General features: G+C 67.7%; 12 protein-coding genes. 5 read left to right on the top strand and 7 right to left on the bottom strand.

Features of this window, described 5'->3' with window-relative positions; genetic code table 11:
* Positions 1 to 225: 225 nt before the first annotated feature.
* A complete protein-coding gene (locus tag ABE571_RS09480; protein ID WP_346493612.1) occupies positions 226 to 2,109 on the top strand; it encodes a sigma-54-dependent Fis family transcriptional regulator in 1,884 nt (627 codons plus the stop codon).
* A 19-nt stretch (positions 2,110 to 2,128) separates the two neighbouring features.
* Here the strand turns inward: ABE571_RS09480 and eda are convergent, their stop codons facing one another.
* On the bottom strand, positions 2,129 to 2,767 hold the full coding sequence (eda, locus tag ABE571_RS09475; protein ID WP_346493611.1) for a bifunctional 4-hydroxy-2-oxoglutarate aldolase/2-dehydro-3-deoxy-phosphogluconate aldolase: 639 nt from the start codon (positions 2,765 to 2,767) through the stop codon (positions 2,129 to 2,131).
* On the bottom strand, positions 2,754 to 3,770 hold the full coding sequence (locus ABE571_RS09470) for a sugar kinase (RefSeq protein ID WP_313210560.1): 1,017 nt from the start codon (positions 3,768 to 3,770) through the stop codon (positions 2,754 to 2,756). Before ABE571_RS09470 ends, eda begins: the two co-directional genes overlap by 14 nt.
* A gap of 271 nt (positions 3,771 to 4,041) precedes the next feature.
* On the opposite strand from ABE571_RS09470, the gene ABE571_RS09465 reads away from it, so the two are divergent.
* The 3 genes from ABE571_RS09465 to ABE571_RS09455 all read left to right on the top strand — a co-directional run bounded on the left by ABE571_RS09465 (position 4,042) and on the right by ABE571_RS09455 (position 14,208).
* Entirely contained in the window at positions 4,042 to 6,798 is a 2,757-nt protein-coding gene (locus tag ABE571_RS09465; RefSeq protein WP_346462780.1) for a TonB-dependent receptor, read from the top strand.
* A 260-nt stretch (positions 6,799 to 7,058) separates the two neighbouring features.
* On the top strand, positions 7,059 to 10,238 hold the full coding sequence (locus tag ABE571_RS09460; protein ID WP_346493610.1) for a TonB-dependent receptor: 3,180 nt from the start codon (positions 7,059 to 7,061) through the stop codon (positions 10,236 to 10,238).
* Between the two features lie 151 nt (positions 10,239 to 10,389).
* Positions 10,390 to 14,208, top strand: a complete 3,819-nt coding sequence (locus ABE571_RS09455; RefSeq protein WP_346493609.1) for a LamG-like jellyroll fold domain-containing protein — start codon at positions 10,390 to 10,392, stop codon at positions 14,206 to 14,208.
* Between the two features lie 45 nt (positions 14,209 to 14,253).
* Here ABE571_RS09455 and ABE571_RS09450 read toward each other — a convergent pair whose 3' ends face one another.
* The 5 genes from ABE571_RS09450 to ABE571_RS09430 form a co-directional block, all read right to left on the bottom strand.
* Positions 14,254 to 15,093, bottom strand: a complete 840-nt coding sequence (locus tag ABE571_RS09450; RefSeq protein ID WP_346462777.1) for a PhzF family phenazine biosynthesis protein — start codon at positions 15,091 to 15,093, stop codon at positions 14,254 to 14,256.
* A gap of 65 nt (positions 15,094 to 15,158) precedes the next feature.
* A complete protein-coding gene (locus ABE571_RS09445) occupies positions 15,159 to 15,749 on the bottom strand; it encodes a cysteine dioxygenase family protein (protein WP_313210570.1) in 591 nt (196 codons plus the stop codon).
* 116 nt (positions 15,750 to 15,865) lie between these two features.
* Positions 15,866 to 16,684 (bottom strand): rhamnogalacturonan acetylesterase, encoded by an 819-nt coding sequence (locus ABE571_RS09440; protein ID WP_313219944.1) that lies wholly within the window; start codon positions 16,682 to 16,684, stop codon positions 15,866 to 15,868.
* A 44-nt stretch (positions 16,685 to 16,728) separates the two neighbouring features.
* Entirely contained in the window at positions 16,729 to 18,351 is a 1,623-nt protein-coding gene (locus ABE571_RS09435) for a carboxylesterase/lipase family protein (protein ID WP_346493608.1), read from the bottom strand.
* Complete coding sequence (locus ABE571_RS09430) at positions 18,344 to 19,312, bottom strand: alpha/beta hydrolase (RefSeq protein ID WP_346482569.1); 969 nt, start codon at positions 19,310 to 19,312, stop codon at positions 18,344 to 18,346. Before ABE571_RS09430 ends, ABE571_RS09435 begins: the two co-directional genes overlap by 8 nt.
* Before the next feature lie 176 nt (positions 19,313 to 19,488).
* Here ABE571_RS09430 and ABE571_RS09425 point away from each other — a divergent pair, with 176 nt between their 5' ends.
* Positions 19,489 to 20,310: a 2-keto-4-pentenoate hydratase gene (locus ABE571_RS09425; RefSeq protein ID WP_313210576.1), complete on the top strand. Its 822-nt coding sequence runs from the start codon at positions 19,489 to 19,491 to the stop codon at positions 20,308 to 20,310.
* Positions 20,311 to 20,324 lie beyond the last annotated feature (14 nt).

The following is a 20,324-nucleotide window of genomic DNA, read 5'->3' as shown; positions in this document are numbered from 1 at the left end:
ATGGCGGTGGACAGGCCCGGTAAGGGTCTGTTCCATGGCGCAAGGACGATGCCAGGTTCGACGTGGTGCGGTGCGACATGGCCTCACCCGGCGCACCGATTGGGGAGGCCCGCGGAAACTGGTGCGGTGCACCACCGCCGGTCATTGCACGGTAACGCCGGGTGTGGTGTTTATCGGAACAGGCCCCGCTACAACTGTCGCAGATTGCGACACTGGAGAATCCAGGTGTCCCAGCTCCCGCTCCAGCACCGTGTCGGCAATGCGCGACGCTCCTTTTTCGAGCGCGGCGCGGCGCCGGTCGGCATCGTGCCCGACACCATCCTGCAGTCGTGGCAGCGCTGCCAGCGCGGCGGGCTCTCGGTGGATGCACAGCCGGAGGTCGAACCGCTGCCGGACGCCCGCCTGCGCGAGCTGCGTCAGCGCCAGGAAACATTGTGGCGGTTGGCGCGGCCGGAGCTGGATGGCCTGGCCGCCGACATCGCCGCGACCGGCAGCATCGCGCTGCTCACCGACGAAGCCGGCTGGATCCTGGATGCGGAGGGCAACCCGGGTTTCCTCGACAAGGCCGGGCGGGTGGCGTTGATGCCAGGCGTGCGCTGGGATGAAACCACGGTGGGCACCAATGCGATCGGCACCGCCATCGTGGAAGGTCGCTCGGTGGAGGTGCGTGGCGGTGAGCACTACTTTGCCCCGCACGCGATCCTGACCTGTTCGGCGACGCCGATCTTCGATCCGTACGGGCAGCGTGTGGGCGTGCTCGACATCTCCGGCGACGCGCGCCAGCAGCACCTGCACGCCCGTGTGCTGGCACGGCAGGCGGTGGCGCATATCGAGCACCGCTACTTCGAGGCGGGACTGGGCGATTGCGAGGTGGTCCGCCTGCATCACGACGCCGGCCTGCTCGGTACCGCGCGCGAAGGCGTGCTGGGCTTCCGCAATGGCCGCCTGGTGGCCGCCAACCGCGCCGGGCTGGCCCTGTTCGGTCTGGACCACGGCGACATCGGCAGGGCGCCCTACGCGGCGCTGTTCGATGGTCCGCTCTCGCGGCTGCACGATGATGGCGCGCTGGTTGATCGCCAGGGACGCGCGCTCTACGGCCACGTGAGCCCTGCCGGCGGCGCCACGGTCCGCTCGCCGCTGCCCGCGTGTCCGGCCGCCGCCGCACCCGCGCGTGCCGCCGGGGCAGCGGTGCGGGTGGATGCCAGCCCCCTGTTCGACGCCGCCCAGCAGCAGGTGCTCGAGCGCGCCTGCCGCGTGCTGGACGCGCAGTTGCCGGTGCTGCTGCAGGGCGAGACCGGCACCGGCAAGGAGGTGTTCGCACGCGAACTGCATCGGCGCAGCACGCGTGCCGACAAACCGTTCGTGGCGGTCAACTGCGCGGCGCTGCCGGAAGGGCTGATCGAAGCCGAGCTGTTCGGCTACGAGGAAGGGGCCTTCACCGGTGCGCGCAAGAGCGGCAATACCGGCCTGCTGCGCCAGGCCCAGGGCGGCGTGCTGTTCCTCGATGAGATCGGCGACATGCCGCTGGCGCTGCAGCCGCGCCTGCTGCGGGTGTTGCAGGAGCGCACGCTGTCACCGCTGGGCGGCGGCAAGCCGGTGCAACTGGATTTCGCCCTGATCTGCGCCACCCACCGTGATCTCGATGTGGCGATGACATCCGGTGACTTCCGCAGCGATCTCTACTACCGCATCGCCGATCACAGCGTGCGTCTGCCCGCCCTTCGCGAGCATGCCGACCGTGCGGCGCTGGTGCAGGGCCTGTGGCAACGCCTTGGCCAGGGCCGGCAACTGGAGTCCGCCGCGCTGGAGGCGCTGGCCGGGTATGCCTGGCCAGGCAATGTGCGGCAGTTGTGCTCGTGCCTGCGCACGCTGGTGGCGCTGAGCGATCCGGGCGAGGTGATCCTGCATGGGATGCTGCCGGCCTATCTGCACAGGGTGCACGCAGCGGTGATGCCATCCACGGCAGAGGGGCTGGAGGCGATGACCGAAACCGCCATGCGCGACGCGCTGCGCGCGAGCAACGGCAATGTCGCCGAGGCGGCGCGCGCGCTGGGCATCAGCCGCAGCACGCTGTATCGCCGCGTCGGCGCAACGGCCCGCCGCCACTGAGGCGGCAGGCCCTGCAGGCTCAGCCGACCAGCGCGGCCGAATCGCGTGCCAGCTGCTCGATGCCGGTCCAGTCCTTGGCCTGCAGCAGGGCCCGGGTGGTCAGCCAGGACCCGCCCACGCACAGCACGTTGGGCAGGTGGAGGAAATCGCGCGCGGTCTGCGCGCTGATGCCGCCGGTCGGGCAGAAGCGCACATCGCCGAACGGGCCGTTCCATGCCGAGAGCATGGCCGCGCCGCCGGCCTGCACGGCCGGGAAGAACTTGAAGGTATCCAGGCCGTGCTCCAGGCCGAGCATCAGCTCCGACGAGGTCGCCACGCCCGGCAGGAACGGCAGATCGGTATCGCGCGCGGCGGCGTACAGGCGCGGGGTCGCACCCGGCGATACCGCAAAGCGCCCGCCCACCTGCTTGACCTTCTCCATCTGCGCGGCGGTCAGCACGGTGCCGGCGCCGACCACGGCATCAGGCACCGCCTCCACCATGGCCTGGATCGCGTCCATCGCCATCGGCGTGCGCAGCGTCACTTCGATCACCGGCAGGCCGCCGTTGAACAGTGCGCGCGCGACCTCGACGGCATCCTCGACGTTTTCCGGGGTGAACACCGGAATCACCGGGGCCAGTTTCAGGACTGCGCGTACGCGTGGATCAGCGCCGGACATCGAATCGCTCCTCGCCCGTGAGGGCCATGATGTCAGCCTCGCTGACAGGGTTGAAGTCGCCGGGGATCGAGTGCTTCAGGCAGCCTGCGGCGAGGCCGAAACGCACGATCGCGTCTGGCGCGAAGCCGCGCATCATGCCATGCAGGATGCCGGCGGCGAAGGCGTCGCCACCGCCGATGCGGTCCACGATGCCGATCATTTCGCGGGTTGGCGCCACCGCGCGGGTGCCATCACGGCCGATCAGCATCGCCCCGAGTGCATGGTTGTCCACGCTGTGCGGGGTGCGCTGGGTGCAGGCCATCCACTGCAACCGCGGGAACGCGGCGAAGGCCTGCGCCGCGGCCGCATCGACGCGCTCACGCACATCGGCCTGCTCGAACGCACCCCCGAGCACCACGCCGATATCGCGGTAGTCAGCGAAGACGAGATCGGCGCAGGCGAACAATTCGCGCAGGATGCCAGGCGCATCGCCCTGCCAGCGCGCCCACAGCGACGGGCGGAAGTTGCCGTCGAAGGACACCTTCACGCCGCGCGCGCACGCCGCACGGGCTGCGGCCAGCGTGGCCTGGGCCATCGCCGGGTTGAGCGCCGGGCTGACCCCGGACAGGTGCAGCCAGTCGGCGCCGGCCAGCAGCGTGTCCCAGTCGTAGTCGGCGGGACTGCTGTTGGCGAAGGCCGAATCGGCGCGGTCGTAGACCACTTCACTGGCACGCTGCACGGCGCCGGTGGTCAGGAAGTACAGGCCCATCCGGCCGTCGGTGCGCCGCACGGCGGTGGTGTCCACGCCGTGGCGGCGCAGCTCGCCCAGCGCGAACTCGCCCAGCGGGTTGGACGGCACCGTGCTGACCGCCGCCACTGCATGCCCAAGATGGGCCAGCGAGACACCAACGTTGGCCTCCGCGCCCCCCGCGTGAACCGCCAACTGGCCGCGCTGCAGCAACAGCTCGCGGCCGGGGGCGCTCATGCGCAGCAACAACTCTCCGAAACAGACAACACGACTCATGGTCCTGGATCCTTGTGAGGGCCGCGGACGCCGCAAGGACGCCCAGCAGCAATGGCTAGCGGTGTCATTCTAGCGATGGGCGCCGCCCCGTCCACCTGTCCCGAATGTCGGAACCATTGTCCTGCAAGCGTCTGCGGGACATTAAAAGTCTGCTGCGGTGCAAGATGCCGGATCAGTAACGGGCTGTTAACGTCCGCCCTGACCAGCGGTGTCATTGCACTGACATGTCGTTGGATAGCTGTTTCATGTAGCACCTTGGGAGAGGGAAAACATGCAAGTCCAGAACACGCAGAAAAAGACACCGGTTACCTTGCTCGCATTGTCGATCGGCCTGGCGCTGAGTGGTACCGCGCTGGCCCAGGATGCGGGCACCAACCCCACCGACCTGGATACCGTCACCGTCACCGGCTACCGCGCCAGTGTCGAGAAGGCGCTGGACATCAAGCGCGGCGAAGCCGGCGTGGTCGATGCCATCGTCGCCGAGGATATCGGCAAGTTCCCGGATCTGAACCTGGCCGAGTCGCTGCAGCGCATTCCCGGCGTGGTCATCACCCGTGAGGCCGGCGAAGGCCGCAACATCTCGGTGCGCGGCCTGGGCCCGGACTTCACCCGCGTGCGCATCAACGGCATGGAAGCGCTGACCACCGTCGGCGCCGGCGACCAGAGCGGCGGCACCAACCGTGGCCGTGGCTTCGATTTCAACGTGTTCGCCTCGGACCTGTTCTCGCAGTTGATGGTGCGCAAGACCGCCTCGGCGGACGTCGAGGAAGGCTCGCTGGGGGCCACGGTCGACCTGCGCACCGCGCGCCCGTTCGACTATGACGGCTTCACCTTCGCCGCCAGCGGCCAGGCCGGCTACAACGCGATGGCCGAAAAGGCCGACCCGCGCATGGCCGCGCTGATCTCCAACACCTTTGCCGATGGCACCTTCGGTGCCTTGTTGTCGGTGGCCTATTCCGAGCGCCAGGCGCTGGAAGAGGGCTCCAACACCGGCCGCTGGGCCAACGGCCCGAGCAACGGCAACTTCAATGCGGCCTCGCCGTTCGCCGCGGCGCGTTCGGCCAACGTCTACCACCCGCGCTTCCCGCGCTACGTGCAGATGGAGCATGAGCAGAAGCGCCTGGGCGTGACCGGTACCCTGCAGTGGAAGCCGAGCGACGCCACCGAGTTCTCGCTGGATGCGCTGTACTCCAAGATCGACGCCACCCGCGACGAGCATTACATCGAGGCGATCTCCTTCAGCCGTGGCACCAGCACCACGCCGCGCCTGGTCGGCAAGCCGGCGATGATCGTCAAGAACGGCGTGATCGAGAACAACGCGCTGGTCTACGGCGAGTTCGACAATGTCGACATCCGCACCGAAAACCGCCATGACGAGTGGAGCACCGAGTTCAAGCAGCTCAGCCTCAACGGCCAGCACCGCTTCGGCGATGACTTCACCTTGTCCGGCAAGGTCGGCATCTCGCGCTCCAAGCACGAGAACCCGGTGCAGACCACGATCATCATGGACAAGTACGACGTCGACAATTACAGCTACGACTACCGGGGCAACAGCCGGTTCCCGACGCTGAACTACGGCATCGACCCGACCAACCCCGCGGGCTGGGAACTGGCCGAAATCCGCCTGCGTCCGCAGTACGTGGACAACGACTTCGATACCGGCCAGCTCGACTTCAACTGGAACATCAGCCCTGGCTTCCGCCTGAAGGGCGGCGTGCTTGCCAAGGACTACACCTTCAAGACCACCGAACTGCGCCGTGCCAGCGAACTGGCCGTGCCCAACTTCGCCGATGGCACCAAGATCGTGCCGGTGGACATGACCGAGCAGGCCGGCCTGAAGGGCATCAACGGCAGCCCGTCCAACTGGGTGGTGCCGGATCTGAACGCGATTGCCGATCAGTTCGATATCTACAGCAACAGCGGCATCTTCGCCGTCGCCCCGCGCGCCAACAACGTGCGCAGCGTCGAAGAGAAGGACCGTGGTGCCTACCTGATGGGCGAGTTCTCCACCGAACTGGGCAGCCTGCCGTTGTCGGGTAACGTGGGTGTGCGCTACGTGCGCACCAAGCAGAGCTCCACCGGCCTGTCCACGCTGGCCACCGGTACGGTCTCCACCACGGAGAACCGCACCTACAACGACACCCTGCCCTCGTTCAACCTGGTGGCCGAAGTCACCCCGGACTTCCTGATCCGCCTCGGCGCGGCCAAGGTGATGAGCCGCCCGGGTCTGGGCAGCCTGACGCCGGGCGCAACGGTGGCCGTGGCCGGTGGTGCACGCACCATCTCCAGCGGCAACCCGGACCTGGAGCCGATCCGCGCGACCAACGTCGACCTCGGCTTCGAGTGGTACTTCGCCGAAGGCGCGATGGCCGGTATCGGTCTGTTCTACAAGGACATCGAGAGCTTCGTGCAGACCACCCGCGAAGTGCGTCCGTACTCCGACAGCGGCCTGCCTGCCTCGCTGCTGATCGGTACCGGTGCCTCGCCTGCCGACGACTTCACCTACAGCCGCCCGGTCAACACCCCCGGTGGTGAACTGCACGGCGTGGAAGCGAACTACACCCAGCCGTTCACCTTCCTGCCGGGCAAGTGGTCCAACCTCGGCGTGCAGTTGAACTACACCTGGGTTGAGTCGCAGATCCAGTACCTCAACGCTGCGGGCCAGCCGGTGATGAAGACCGACCTGACCGGTCTGTCCAAGTCGTCCTGGAACGCCACGCTGTTCTACGAAGGCAAGGTCTTCTCCGGCCGCGTCTCGGCGACCAACCGTGATGACTACCTGACCCAGGCACCGGGTACGGAAACCGGCTTCAACCTCGACGGTTACCACGGCATGACCGGCACCACGGTCCTCGATGCCTCGATCCGCTACACCATCAGCGACCAGCTCGAACTGAGCCTGGAAGGCATCAACCTGACCAACGAAGCCTCCGACGAGTGGGTCTACTCGCCGGCCACGGGTCGCCTGCCGCTGCAGTACACCGAAACCGGCCGCCAGTTCCTGCTGGGCGTGCGCTACAAGTTCTGATTCAACGGCAGTACCCACCGGCGGCGTGAGCGATCACGCCGCCGGCTGCGCGCACGCCGCCATCGTTGCCATCCCGACCCTCGCCAGCACATGCACGCTGCTGCGGCGCAAGATGCCGCCCCGTGAAGGGTTTGTTACGTTTCGGATGACCAGCGGTGTCACGCGGCAAGGCGCGACAGACGCTCCGGGGGAGGCCGGACGTCATGACTCATCAACATCAAAGTCGCATGGCGGCGCACCCTGGGAGGGGGTTACACACGATGGATCGACTCGACACCCGTAAAAAGACACCGGTTACCCTGCTTGCGGTCTCAATCGCGTTCGCGCTGCAGGGCGTGGCCGGCATTGCCGCGGCACAGCAGACGCCCGAAGCGGCCGCCTCGCTCAATGCAGTGGATCTGGACAAAGTGGAGGTCAAGGCGACCTACCGCGAAAGCCTGCAGCAATCCCTGGATGAAAAGCGCTACAGCGTCGAGCAGGTCGATGCGATCTACGCCGAAGACATCGGCAAGTTCCCCGATCTGAACCTGGCCGAGTCGATGCAGCGCATCGCCGGCGTCTCGATCGATCGCGAAGGCGGTGAAGGCCAGCAGATCTCCGTGCGCGGCCTGGGCTCGGATTTCACCCGCGTGCGCATCAACGGTCTGGAAGCGCTGTCCACCGCCGGCAGCGGTACCACCGGCGTCAACCGCAGCCGCGGCTTCGACTTCAATACCTTCGCCTCGGAGCTGTTCAGCCGGGTCAAGATCAACAAGACCCAGTCGGCGCAGACCGATGAGGGCTCGCTCGGCGCCACCGTCGATCTTCGCGGCTCGCGCCCGTTCGATTTCGAGGGCTTCCAGGCCTCGCTCGGCGGCCAGTACGGCTTCAACGAGCTGTCCAGGAACAAGGACCCGCGCATCTCCGGGCTGATCAGCAACACCTGGGCCGACGGCCGGGTCGGCGCGCTGATGTCGGTGGCCTACAGCAAGCGCACCATCTTCGAAGAAGGCTACAACCCGGTCCGCTGGGAGCACGGCAACTACCGCAACTCCAACCAGAGCACCGCGGCCAACAACGGCACCTACGGCTTCTGCAGCCCGGCTGGTTACGACCCGCAGACCCCGCGCAATCCGCTGGCCAATGAAACCGCCGCCGGTGTCGGCAGCGCCGCCAACCAGGCGCGCAGCAACGGCTGGGGCAGCTACGGCATCGATGCGACCCACTGCGGCCCCGGCCTGGATCGCCCGGCCGCGACCGCCGAGAACATCGCCGCGTACGAGACCGCGACCAACGCCTGGATCCCGCGTTACCCGCGTTACATCCGCACCGAACATGAGATCGAGCGCCTGGGTGTCACCGGCGCGCTGCAGTTCAAGGTCAGCGACGACACGCAGTTGAACCTGGACATGCTGTACTCCAAGCTCGACAAGAATGTGCGCGAAGATTCGATCGGTGCCAACCTGCACCGCACCGCGCAGTACGGCGGCAAGACCCAGATCGTGGTCCGCGAGGCGCAGGCCGATGAACAGAACCGCCTGACCTACGGCGTGTTCGACAACGTCGACTTCCGCACCGAATCCACCGCGATCGAAGAGAGCACCGAATTCAAGCAGTTCAGCCTGAACCTGGAACATCGCTTCAACGACGCGGTGCGCCTGGATGCGGTGATCGGCCACTCCGAGTCGAACTATGAGCGGCCGGTCTTCTCGATGGTCAGCTTCGACAACAGCAACCTGGATGGCTTCGTGCTGGACATGCGCAACGGCAAGGTGCCGGCGATGTCCTTCCCGTTCGATCTCAACGCCGTGGACAACTGGAAGTGGCTGGGCTACGGCAGCACGCCGGTCAATGCCAACGGTACCGCGCGCGGCGGCAACATCAGCGAAGTGCGCTTGAACCCGCAGTACGTCGACAATGCCTTCGATACGGCCAAGGTCGACCTCACGTTCAACATCAACCCCACCTTCACCCTGCGCGGCGGTCTGGCCTACAAGGACTACGACATGAGCACGCAGGAGTACCGCAACATCAGCTACGGGCGCCTCTCCCAGGCGCTGCCGGCCGGTGTGGGCGTGGGTGACCTGAGCAACACCCTGAGCGGCTTCGGCAAGGGCATGGACGGCAACCTGCCCAACGCCTGGCTGGTGCCGGACTTCAACCAGATCGCCAAGCTGCTGGACATCTACTGCAACTGCAACACCGGCACGCTCGGCGGTGACTACCGCCTGGGCAGCGTCGGTCACTTCGGCGCATCGAACAACAACTTCGACGTCAACGAAAAAAGCTACGGCAGCTACCTGCAGCTGGACTTCAACACCGACCTGCTGGGCCGCGCGTTCCGCGGCAACCTGGGCGTGCGCTACGTGCAGACCCGCATCACCGCCGATGGCTATGCGCCGTGCACCGCCGCCAACGCCAACGATCTGTCCTCGGCCTGCGAACCGTTCTTCGGGGTGGCCAGCGCCACCGCCGATCCCGGCGAGCGCCTGCAGGTCGGCACCCGGGTCGGCCACAAGTACGACGACTGGCTGCCTTCGTTGAACCTGGCGTGGGACCTGAGCGATACCTTCGTGCTGCGCTTCGGCGCGGCCAAGACCATGGCCCGCCCGACCCTGTCCAACCTGTCGCCGAGCGTCAGCGGTGGCCCCACCGCGTACTTCGATGACGATCGCAGCTACTCGATCAACCTGGGCAACCCCAAGCTGGATCCGTTCCGCTCGACCAACTACGACCTGAGCGCGGAGTGGTACTTCGACGAAGGCGCACTGCTGTCGGCCGCGGTGTTCTACAAGGACATCGAGAGCTACGTGCAGCGCACCCGCCTGCTCACCACCTGGGCGGACATGGGCTACTCGCTGGATCTGCTGCCGACCGGCTTCAGCCCGGACACGGTGTTCAACGTGCAGAGCTACTTCAATACCCCGGGCGGCCCGCTCAAGGGCTATGAAGTCTCCTACCAGCAGCCTTTCAGCTTCCTGCCCGGCTTCTGGCGCAACTTCGGCGTGCAGCTCAACTACACGCACGTCGAATCCAAGATCAAATACATGTTCAGCTCGGGAACCGGCAGCACGATCGTCACCACGTACACCGAAAACGACCTGCTGAACCTCTCGCCGAACTCGTACAACGCCACGCTGTACTACGACGACGGCCGCTTCAGCGCGCGCGTCTCCACCAGCTACCGCGACGCGTACATCAGCACCATCCTCTCGCAGGAAAACGTCTGGGACCTGGACGGCAACCAGTTCGCCACCGCCGATGTGCAGGGCAAGTACAGCGTGGAGAACGTGGATTTCAACATGTCCTACAAGGTCAACAAGAATCTCTCGCTGACCTTCGAGGCGATCAACCTGCTCGATACCGCCGATGAGCGCTATGTCGATTCGGCGCTGTCGCTGCCGGACCGCTACACCCACACTGGCCGCCAGTACTACCTCGGCCTGCGCTACAAGTTCTGACCGTGCTGCGTCTTCCGCCACCGCTATCGCGCCCGTCCCCGTCCTTCTCTCCGGGATGGCGGGCGCGGTGCCGGGGCGGGAGGCCACCGTAAGCGGCTGACCCCCGCTGCTGGTTCCGCTGTACTGTTTCTGCTGTCGAAAGGAAGGTCTCATGCATCGCGTTGTCGCCCCCTCGATCCGCCTCTCCCGCCTGTCCGCCAGCCTGCTGGCGCTGCTGCTTGCGGGCAGTGGCACCGCTTGGGCGCAGACCGCGCCGCAGCTGCTCTTCCACGTCTCGGCCGACCAGGGCCTGCAGGCCGACACCGCCGCTGGCGACCCGGTCCCCAACTTCGTGGACAAGGTGAAGCGGGTGCCGAACGGGGCGCACGGCAGCGCCATTGAGTGGGCGGATGATGGCGTGTTGTCGTGGAACGCGCCGGGCAACATCCAGGCCCAGCGCGGCACGCTGGGCTTCTTCTGGCGCGCGCGCTACGCGGTGGGCGAAGCACCGTTCGTGATCTTCCGGGTCGGCTACGCCGACCACAGCAGCTGGGACATGGCCTGGCTGCGCATCGACTGGAACGGCCACGGCTTCGATGCGTTCGTCACCGATGCCAACCTGGCGCGCACGCGCGTGTCGTTCAAGCTCGACCAGACTCCCTCGCCGCAGCAGTGGCAGCACATCGCCTTCGGCTGGGACGAAAACCACGGCGTGCGCCTGTACGTGGACGGCAAGGAAGTGGCCCGCCAGGCGACCACCGCCGACTACGACGCCGCACTCGATCAGCTCGGCCTGGCCGCGCGCGTGATGGCGCCCTACCAGGTGCAGAGCCGCTACAACTTCCTGCGCGGCAGCGACTTCGACGAGATCCGCGTCTACGACCGCCTGCTCGATCCGGCCGGCATGGCCGCCCTGGCGCGCAATGCCACGCCCGCCACCGCGGTGGCCGTGCCGGAGCCGATGCGCGCCTGGCGCCACCGCCATGGCTGGGACGCTGCGCCACCGCCGGCGCTGACCGCGCCGACCACCACGATCCGCAAGGTCGAGTTCGCCGATACCAAGGACCACAAGCAGTGGATGTGGAAGGCGACCGACGGTATTGCCGAAACCACCTGGCCGGGCGTATACAACCGCTCGCGCCTGCCGGGCCGCAACGACTACTTCCAGCTGCCCGACTGGAACACCTACGTCGAGGGCGGCCAGCAGCTGGACCTGACCCTGCCGGCCGGTGAAAGCGTCAACCGCATCGAAGTGCGTGGCGCCGCGTTCGGCGGGCTCAGCCACAGCACCGACGGCCAGCCGTCGCAGACCCTGTTCCAGCGCCCGCAGGGCGTGGTGCGCAGCGTGAATGCCATTGCCGCACAGACCGGCGGCGTCCTGCACTTCCGCAATACCGAACAGGAAACGCCGATCCAGGAAATCTGGGCCTACCAGGTCAGCGACGCGGCCGAGCCGGAGGGCACGGTCAAGCAGCGCTACCTGGTCGACAGCCAGGCGCTGCCGGACTACACCAACATCGCGGCACTTCGGGAGTACATCGACGGCCGCTACCCGGCGGCCGAACGCAGCACGGTGATGGCGCTGCCCAAGGGCGCCGGCGCACGCAAGCGCACGGCCGACACGCTGCCCGCGCAACCGCTGCCGATCGTGCACGTACTGATTCCCTCCGGCGTCAGTGATGCCCCGGCGGCACAACCGCTGATCCGCAGCTGGGCGCACAGCTGGGAGAACATGCATGACGGCCTGGACGGCGTGGCCATCGACCTGCCCGCGCTGGACCTGCCCGCCACCCACGACGGGCTGATCCCGCTCAACATCCGCATCAAGGACCCGCTCTGGCCGGCGCGCGACATGATCGACGTGTCGGTGTCGGTCAAACCGGGCCAGAAGCGCACCCTGTGGCTGGATCTGCGCGACCGCATCCTCACCGCCGACAGCCTGTGGATCTCCATCGCCTCGGCCGCGCCAGGCTTCAACGCCGCGTCGCTGGACGGGGCGGAAATCCGCATGGTCTACAAGGACCGCGAGGAGGCGAAGAAGGAGCACATCGCCGATCGTTTCAACCAGGTGCGTGACAACTGGGGCTTCCTGGTCGAAGAGCACACTACCTCCAAGCGCCAGCGCCTGTACGCGCGCGTGTATGCCGATCTCAGTGATCTGCTGCGGGTGGACCCGGACCACGAACTCGGCCGCCTGTACTGGAACTACATCAGCTACAACAGCCAGGGCAAGCCGCCATTCACCCAGCCCGAGCCGCCCAAGGGCGTGCCGCTGTGGGCGTTCCGGCAGACCGAAGACCTCACCTACGTGCGCCGCTTCATCGACTGGTGGATCGACAACCGCCAGATCGCCTACGGTGATTTCGGCGGCGGCATCTCCGACGATTCCGACCTGACCCAGCAGTGGCCCGGCCTGGCGCTGATGGGCGTGCAGCCGGACAAGCTCAACGCCTCGCTGACCGCGCTGTCCGATGCGGTGTACCGCAATGGCATGTTCAGCAACGGCTTGAGCACCATCGAAACCGATGAGTTGCACGCGTACGAGGAAGGCATCAACACCAACAGTGCGATGCTCTACCTCAACTGGGGCGATCCGCTCACCGTCGAGCGTCTGATGGAAACGGTGAAGGCGTTCGACGAACGCATCATCCTGCCCAACCCGCAGGGCCATCTGCTGTTCTCCAGCAACTGGTTCGGCGGCAACAAGGTGTACCGCGAACCGAACTGGCAATGGCAGAAGCCGTATTCCTTCCCGGTCCTGCACCCGGCGTTCCTGATCGGCCAGTACAACGCCGATCCGACCGGCCGCAAGCTGGTCACCGGGCTGGCCGATGGCTATCTCGCCCACGCCTACACCGACGACAAGGGCCGCTGGGCACTGCCGAACGAGATCAACTGGGCGACCGGCAAGACCCGCGGCGGTGAGCTCAACAATGGCTCGGGCAGCGGCGACATCATGCACACCTTCTGGGCGGCATGGCGCTGGACCGGCGATGACAAATACCTCAAGGCACTGGACTACCGCGTCGAGCGGGGTGGGCCGGGGGCGCTGTCCAACCTGGGCGAGAACTATGTCGAGGCCCTCGGCCGCGGCGCCGAGTGGAACCCGCGCTTCATCAGCGATGCCGACGGTGGCAGCACCGGCTTCGCCAGCCTGATGGCGTGGCAGGCAACCGGCGACAAGAAGTACCTGGCGGCGCTGCATGCCGACGGCATCCAGGCCAAGGCGCAGCGCGAATACATGAACACCGAAGGCCACTGGTGGTCCGACCGTGTCGAAGCGCCAAGTGAATTCCTGCAGCGTGCACGCCTGGGCGGCATCGCGCTCAAGCGCAACCAGAGCTGGCCGGGCCACACCGTGAGCTGGCGCTTCGCCCAGCCGCAGGCCGCCGAGCAGGTCGCGCTGCTGGTGCATGCACCCTCGCCGGACCGCTTCAAGGTGATCGCCTACAACCTGGGCAAGCACGCAGTGGATGCGGAGATGAGCACCTGGAACGTCACCGCCGGGCAATGGCGGATGACCAGCGGCGTGGACCGCGACGGCGATGACACCATCGATGGCAAGGCCACCACGCGTGATCTCACCCTGGAGCGCAGTGCCTCGACCACGCTGCGGTTCGTGCCGGGCCAGAGCCAGGTGTTCGAGTTCGAGCTGGTGCAGGCCGGCACGCCGGTCGAACAGCGTGCCGACCTCGGCATCGGGCGCGGCGATGTGCGCGTGGACGGGCGTCAGGTGCAGGTGACCGTGCACAGCCTGGGCCACGTCGCCACCGGGGTGGGCGTGGCAGTGCTGGAAGATGCGAAGGGCCGTGAGCTGGCCCGGGCCGAGATTCCGAGTCTGGCGGCGCCGAGCGACCTGCTGCCGAAGACCACGACCGTCAGCCTGCCGCTGCCGGCCGGGGAGCGCGCTGGCCTGCGCGTGCGCGTGATGCAGGCCGACGGTGCGGCGGAAGTGACCCAGCGCAACAACGTGGTGGCGCTGGACCCATAACGCCATGCGGTGCATGGCGCTGCCGGCGCCCTGCCCCTGTCTGGCTCACAGCGTGACCTGCCCCTCGATGCAGGTCACGCAGTCGCCGCCGATCCACAGCGCATCGCCCAGCCGCTCCACCCGCAACCGGCCGGCGCGCCCGATCGCCGTGCCCTGGCTGATCACATAGCGATCCGGCGCCTCGCCGGTGGCCAGCAGCCAGCGCGCGATGCCGGCATTGAGGCTGCCGGTGGCCGGGTCTTCCGGGGCGCCGTCGCCGGCAATGAAGGCACGGCTTTCGTACTGGGCCTCGTCGCCATCACTGGGCAGCCAAGGCCCGAACACGCCGACCTTCATGCCCTCCAGCTGCGCGTAGTCCGGCTGGATCGCAAGTACGGCCGCACGATCACGCAGGCGCAGTGCCAGCCAGCCGGTGCCGTTGTCGGCCCAGCGGGCGTCCACCACGTCCTCTGCCGCCACGCCCAGGCCGCGTCGGACGCGCTCACGCAGGTCCGGCGTCAACGCCTCGCCCCGCAGCAGCGGCGGCGCCAGGAACGCCAGGCCGGACGCGCTGCGCCGTATCCGCACCCGCCCGATCCCGCACTCCTGCACGATCTCCGCGCCCTTCGGCACGCCGCCATGGGCCAACCACGCATGGCAGCTGCCCAAGGTGGGATGCCCGGCGAACGGCAGCTCTTCCAGCGTGGTGAAGATGCGCACGCGATAGTCCGCCTGCGGATCGGTCGGCGGCAGCAGGAAGGTGGTCTCGCTCAGGTTGGTCCAGTGGGCGAACGCGGCCATGCGTGCGTCGTCGATGCCTTCTGCATCAAGCACTACGGCCAGCGGATTGCCGCGCAGCGGGTCCTGGCTGAAGACGTTGACCTGCTGGAACGGAAACGTACGCATGGCGGCGCTTCGAAAGGTGGGAACCGGATGATGCGCGCGGCGCAGGCCGCAGGTCGAGCGCGGCCCTAGGCCGCGTCGGTTTCCATCACCTGCACGCGGCGCTGGTACCAGCCGTCGGCCTCGGGTTCGAAGACGGCGCTGCGGGTCATCTCGCCCTGATAGACGTGCACGGAGATCGCCAGGTCGTCATCGCTGGTGTTGCGGAGGGTGTGGTACTCATGCGGCGGGATCAGGCTGCCGGCACTGCCGCAGTCGCCCAGCACCGCCGGTTCGGCACGGAAGCGGAAGCGCTCGCCGTCGCGCTCCAGCAGCTGGTACTGGGTGATCTCCAGCTGGCCCAGCCAGACCCCTTCCACGCACCACAGCCCGCTGTGGTCGTGCAGCGGCGTGCCCTGTCCCGGGCCCCAGCTCATCGCGACGATGCTGTAGCCGTGCACCGGGCTGCGATACAGCTCGCGGCGGGCGTAGTGATCCTCGATCGGGCGGTGCACGCAGGCCGGCAGCTGGATGCGGCTGTCGGCGATCGCCTCGCGCAACGCCGCGCGCAGCGTTGCGGCGATCTGGTGCGCGTGCTCGTGCTGGACGGCATGGTCGACGGCGGCGATCAATCGATCACGGCCATGGAACGGAGGAAACGGGTTGCATTGGTCTTGCATACCCCGAGTCTAGGCGATCCCGGTGAACAGCGTGTTTGACCTGAATCACATCCAATCGACTCACGATCCCCGACGTAGCGATCCATTCGAAAGAACTCGAAGGGTCTGCCTATCGATCAGGGAATCAGCAGCGGTCGCAACGATGGCACTTGCCGGGCCAGTTCCTCGGTGACCAGCGTGGCGAACAACGCTGCGCCGTCCGGGCCCAGATGGGTGTAATCGAAGGCGACCTTGGCCTGTCCCATGGGCTCGGTGAGGGCGTTGTTCTGCGCGGCCGGTGCGCCGGCAGTGGGCGCGGCGCCCACGGTGGTCCCGCCCAGCGCCGCGCTGACCTGTGCGGGCGTGGCGGCCGCCTGTGCCAGCGGCATGGCCGCCACCGGCCCCAGCGCCTGGACCACCGCGCGGCTGCGCGCGTGCAGATCGACCAGCGGGACCTTCATCTCGCGCGCCACGGTCCGCACCGCCTCGGCCCACGGCGCCAGGTCATCGATCAGCACGCCATCGGCGAACTGGCGGCGGGTCAACGGGGTCAGCAGCACCGGCTGCGCACCGGCGGCACGGATCTCACGCACGTAGCGGCGCAGGTTGTCCGGGAATTCGCGCTGCAGATCGGTGGAGCGGCCCGGCTTGCCTGGCTGGTCGTTATGGCCGAACTGGACCAGCACCCAGGTGGTGGCATAGCCGGGCGTGCGCATCTCCGCGTCGGCCAACGCCCACGAGCCTTCGGCGCGGTAGTTGTACGTGCTGCGACCGCCACGGGCCAGGTTGGTGCAGGTCAGGAACGAGGTCACGTGCCGTGCGCAGAACGCCGGGCCCCAGCCGCCCTGCACGGCCGTGGTGGAATCGCCGACCAGCACGATCTTGCTGGCCCGGATCGGGGTCGGTGCCGGACGATCCAGCACCGCCGGATCCACGGCGGCGTGCGCAACGCTCATCAGGCCGAACAGCACGCTGCCCAGCAGCCAGGTCGACGCGCGCATCAGAACGTACCTCGTTGAATGAAGGGGGCCTGCTGATAGAGGCGGCGCTCGCCACCGCGCGGGTCGTCGGCCTGCTGCGAGGGGGTATCGAACAGCATCGTTTCGCGGCGGGCCAGCGAATAGGTCTGCCAGCGGGGCAGTGCGCCATGATTCGGATCGCCATGGCGCGCAAAGGCGATCAACGCCTCGCTCATGGTCGCTGCGACACGGGTCGCCGCTTCGCCGTCACCGGTGCGTGAGCCGGGGCGATCGGTGGTATCGAACACCAGCGGGATATCCAGCGTGTGGAACGCGCCGAACCTGCCGCCGTCCAGCGGCGAGCCCCAATCGAGTTGATAGGCCCAGGTGGGGGCGCCCTGGCGCGCACGCGCCTCCAGTTCCTCCAGTGCACCCCGCCAGGAGCGGCCGGCGGTGGTGGCCGCGAAGAACACCTCCGAGGGCGTGTAGTGCGGGTACAGGCGGCGGTACTCGGCGATCACCACCGAGGGCAGCAGGTCCACGTACTGCTCTTTTTCCAGCTTGGCCGGCAGCGTCTCCCAGGTCAGCGCGAAATTGGCCGGGTCGTTGCCGAGGAAGGCGCGGGTCTCATCGTGGGTGTTGCCGATCACCATTGGAATCCCGGCGGACTGCGCGGGCGCCTCCGGCCAGAACGGATGCACCGACAACGAACGCCCGTCGAGCACCGGCCCGACATACAGGCTGCTGTTCTCCACGCGCGACGGGTCGCGCGCACGGGTGGCGGCCAGCAGTGCCTCCATCGGCATCGTGCGCAGCGCCTCGGCGTCGGCCGCGCCTACCGCCTGCATCGCGATCTGCGCGCGCTGGGTGGCCGCCCGCGGGCCGGCCGCGGTGACCTGCTGCCCACTCATGGTCCAGGCGCGCTGGAACAAACCGCGCGCGGCCGGCATGGCCATCAGCGTGGCGATCTTGGCGCCGCCGCCGGACTGCCCGACCACGGTGATGTTGTCGGCATCGCCCCCGAATTCGGCGGCATGCTGGCGCACCCAGTGCAGCGCCTGGACCAGGTCGAGCTGGCCGACATTGCCCGAGTCGGCGAAGCGCGCATCGCCCAGCTGCGCCAGGTACAGATAGCCGAACACGTTGAGCCGATGGTTGACCGTGACCACGACCACGTCGCCGCGCCGGCACAACGCGCTGCCGTCGTACAGCGGGTCGCTGCCGGAGCCGTTGTTGTACGCGCCGCCATGGATGTAGAACACGATCGGCCGCTTGCCGCCGTCGCGCAGCGCCGGGGTCCACACGTTGAGGTAGAGACAGTCTTCGCTGCCCGGCCCTTCCTTGCCGGTCTGCGGGGCGGCGTTGCCATAGTCCAGCGCATCGCGCACGCCACGCCAGGCCATCTCGGGCAGCGCCGGCTGGAACCGCCGGGGCGCGGTGTCGGCCCCATAGGGGATGCCGCGGAACACATTCACCCCCTGCTCCCGTTGTCCGCGCACCCGGCCACTGCGTACCCGGGCCAGCGGTGAGGCGTCATCGCGCGGCCCGGGCGCGCCGGCGAACGCCGGCATCAGCGGCAGGCTGGTGGCACCCAGCATCAGGGCGTAGCGCGCGCTGTCGCGCAGAAAGCGTCGACGCTGCAGGTCGGCGGGGGACTCACTCATGGCGCGCGGGCTCCGTGTGGCGCGAAGGGATCCAGCGCAGGGCCAGCTCGGGCCACTGCGCAACGGTCAGACCGGCCGGGATGCGCACGCCGAAGCCGTGGCCACCGAACGGGAACAGGTGCATTTCGGTGGTGACGCCGGCGCGCAGCAGCGCCTGGTAATACACCAGGCTGTTGTGCACCGAGACCACGTTGTCGTCCTGCGCATGCACCAGGAAGGTCGGCGGGGTATCGGCGCGGACCTGGTCCTGCATCGAGAACTGCTGCTGCAGCGTGCTGTCCGGATGCGGCCCGAGCAGGCGCGAACGCGAGCCGGTATGCGCATGCCTGCCCATGTCGATCACCGGGTAGATCAGCAGTGCGACATCCGGACGTGCGCTGAGCGCATCGATCGCGTCGCGGTGCGGATACACCGGTGCATCGAAGCCGTTGCTCAACCGCGCGGCAACGTGCCCGCCGGCCGAGAAGCCCATCACCCCGATGCGCTGCGGATCAATCTGCCATCGCGCAGCATCGGCGCGGATCACCCGCATCGCACGCTGGGCATCGGCCAGTGCGGCCTGGCGATCACTGCGGCCGGCCGGCAGCCGGTAACGCAGCACGAACAGGGTCACCCCACCCTGCTCGACGAACGCCGGCACCAGCGCGGTGCCTTCCTTGTCGAGCACGATGCGCTGATAGCCGCCGCCCGGCACCACCAGCAGGGCGGTGCCATTCGGGCGCGCCGGTCGGTACACCACCAGGTAAGGCGCACTGACGTTGTCGATGTAACGGTCCGGCAGCGCCGGATCGCGGCTGCGCTCGATCACGTTGGGCACGGTGGCCGGGCCGGATTCACCCGGCACCCGGCCGTCGGGCCAGAGCGCGATGCGGTCCGGGTCGCCGAGGGCCGGTTCGGTCTCCGGTACGGCACGCTCGGCCGCGTGGGCCAGACCGCCGACCAGCAGCAGGAGAGTCAGCATGGGCAACGCGAGGAAGCGGCGCATCCGGGTACGTCCTTCGGGCAAGGGGAACAGGCATCGTGCCTGACCGGCAGCCGTTCTGATGCGCTGCACATTGCCAATGACACCGGTTTACCATATACAGCTCATCCAGCCACTGTCGATTGGCAGTGCAACAATTTTTCCGGGAGACCCGCTTGAGCAACGACCACGGCAAACAGGACCTGCCCGACCAGGGGTTGGGCGAGATCGCCCGGCACTTCGTCAGCGCCCGCCAACACGGCCAATCCCTGCCCGATTTCCCGGGAACCATCCCGGAAGACCTGGTCACGGCCTATCAGGTACAGGACCAGGCCATCGCGCTGTGGGACGACCAGGTGGTCGGCTGGAAGGTCGGCTACATCGCTGCCGAGCGCCGCGATGTCTCCGGCGACGACCGTCTGCTGGGGCCGATTTTCTCGCGTCAGCTCTGGAATGCTACCGGTGGAACAGTCGAGATTCCGGTGTTCGTCGGTGGCTTCGGCGCGGTCGAGGCCGAGTACGTGATCCAGCTGCAGGAAGACGCCCCGGCGGACAAGCTGCACTGGACCCCGGAAGAAGCCGAGGCGCTGGCCGCCAAGCTGTTCATCGGCGTTGAGGTGGCCAGCAGCCCGCTGGCGACGATCAACAAGCTCGGCCCGCGCGTGGTGGTGTCGGACTTCGGCAACAACAACGGCCTGGTGCTCGGCCCGGAAATCCCGGACTGGACCCGCCTGGACGACGCCGACCTGCGTGCGGAAACCCGCATCGAAGGCCAGGTGGTCGGCACCGGTGGCGCGACCCTGCTGCCCGGCGGCCTGCGCACCGCCTATGCGTTCGCCCTGGGCCGCTCGGCGCAGCGTGGCCGCCCGTTGAAGGCCGGCGATCTGATCGCCAGTGGGAACGCGACCGGCATCCACGACATCGCCGTGGGCCAGGAAGCATTGATCCGTTTCGTCGGTTACGGCGACATTACCTGCAAGGCCATCGCCGCCGGTTGACCGCGCGGACATGG

It is taken from the genome of Stenotrophomonas sp. TWI273, assembly GCF_039674765.1.
Classification (GTDB): Bacteria; Pseudomonadota; Gammaproteobacteria; order Xanthomonadales; family Xanthomonadaceae; genus Stenotrophomonas.
The sequence above is the reverse complement of the archived record's forward strand: the minus strand, read 5'-3'. Positions and strand labels throughout refer to the sequence as shown.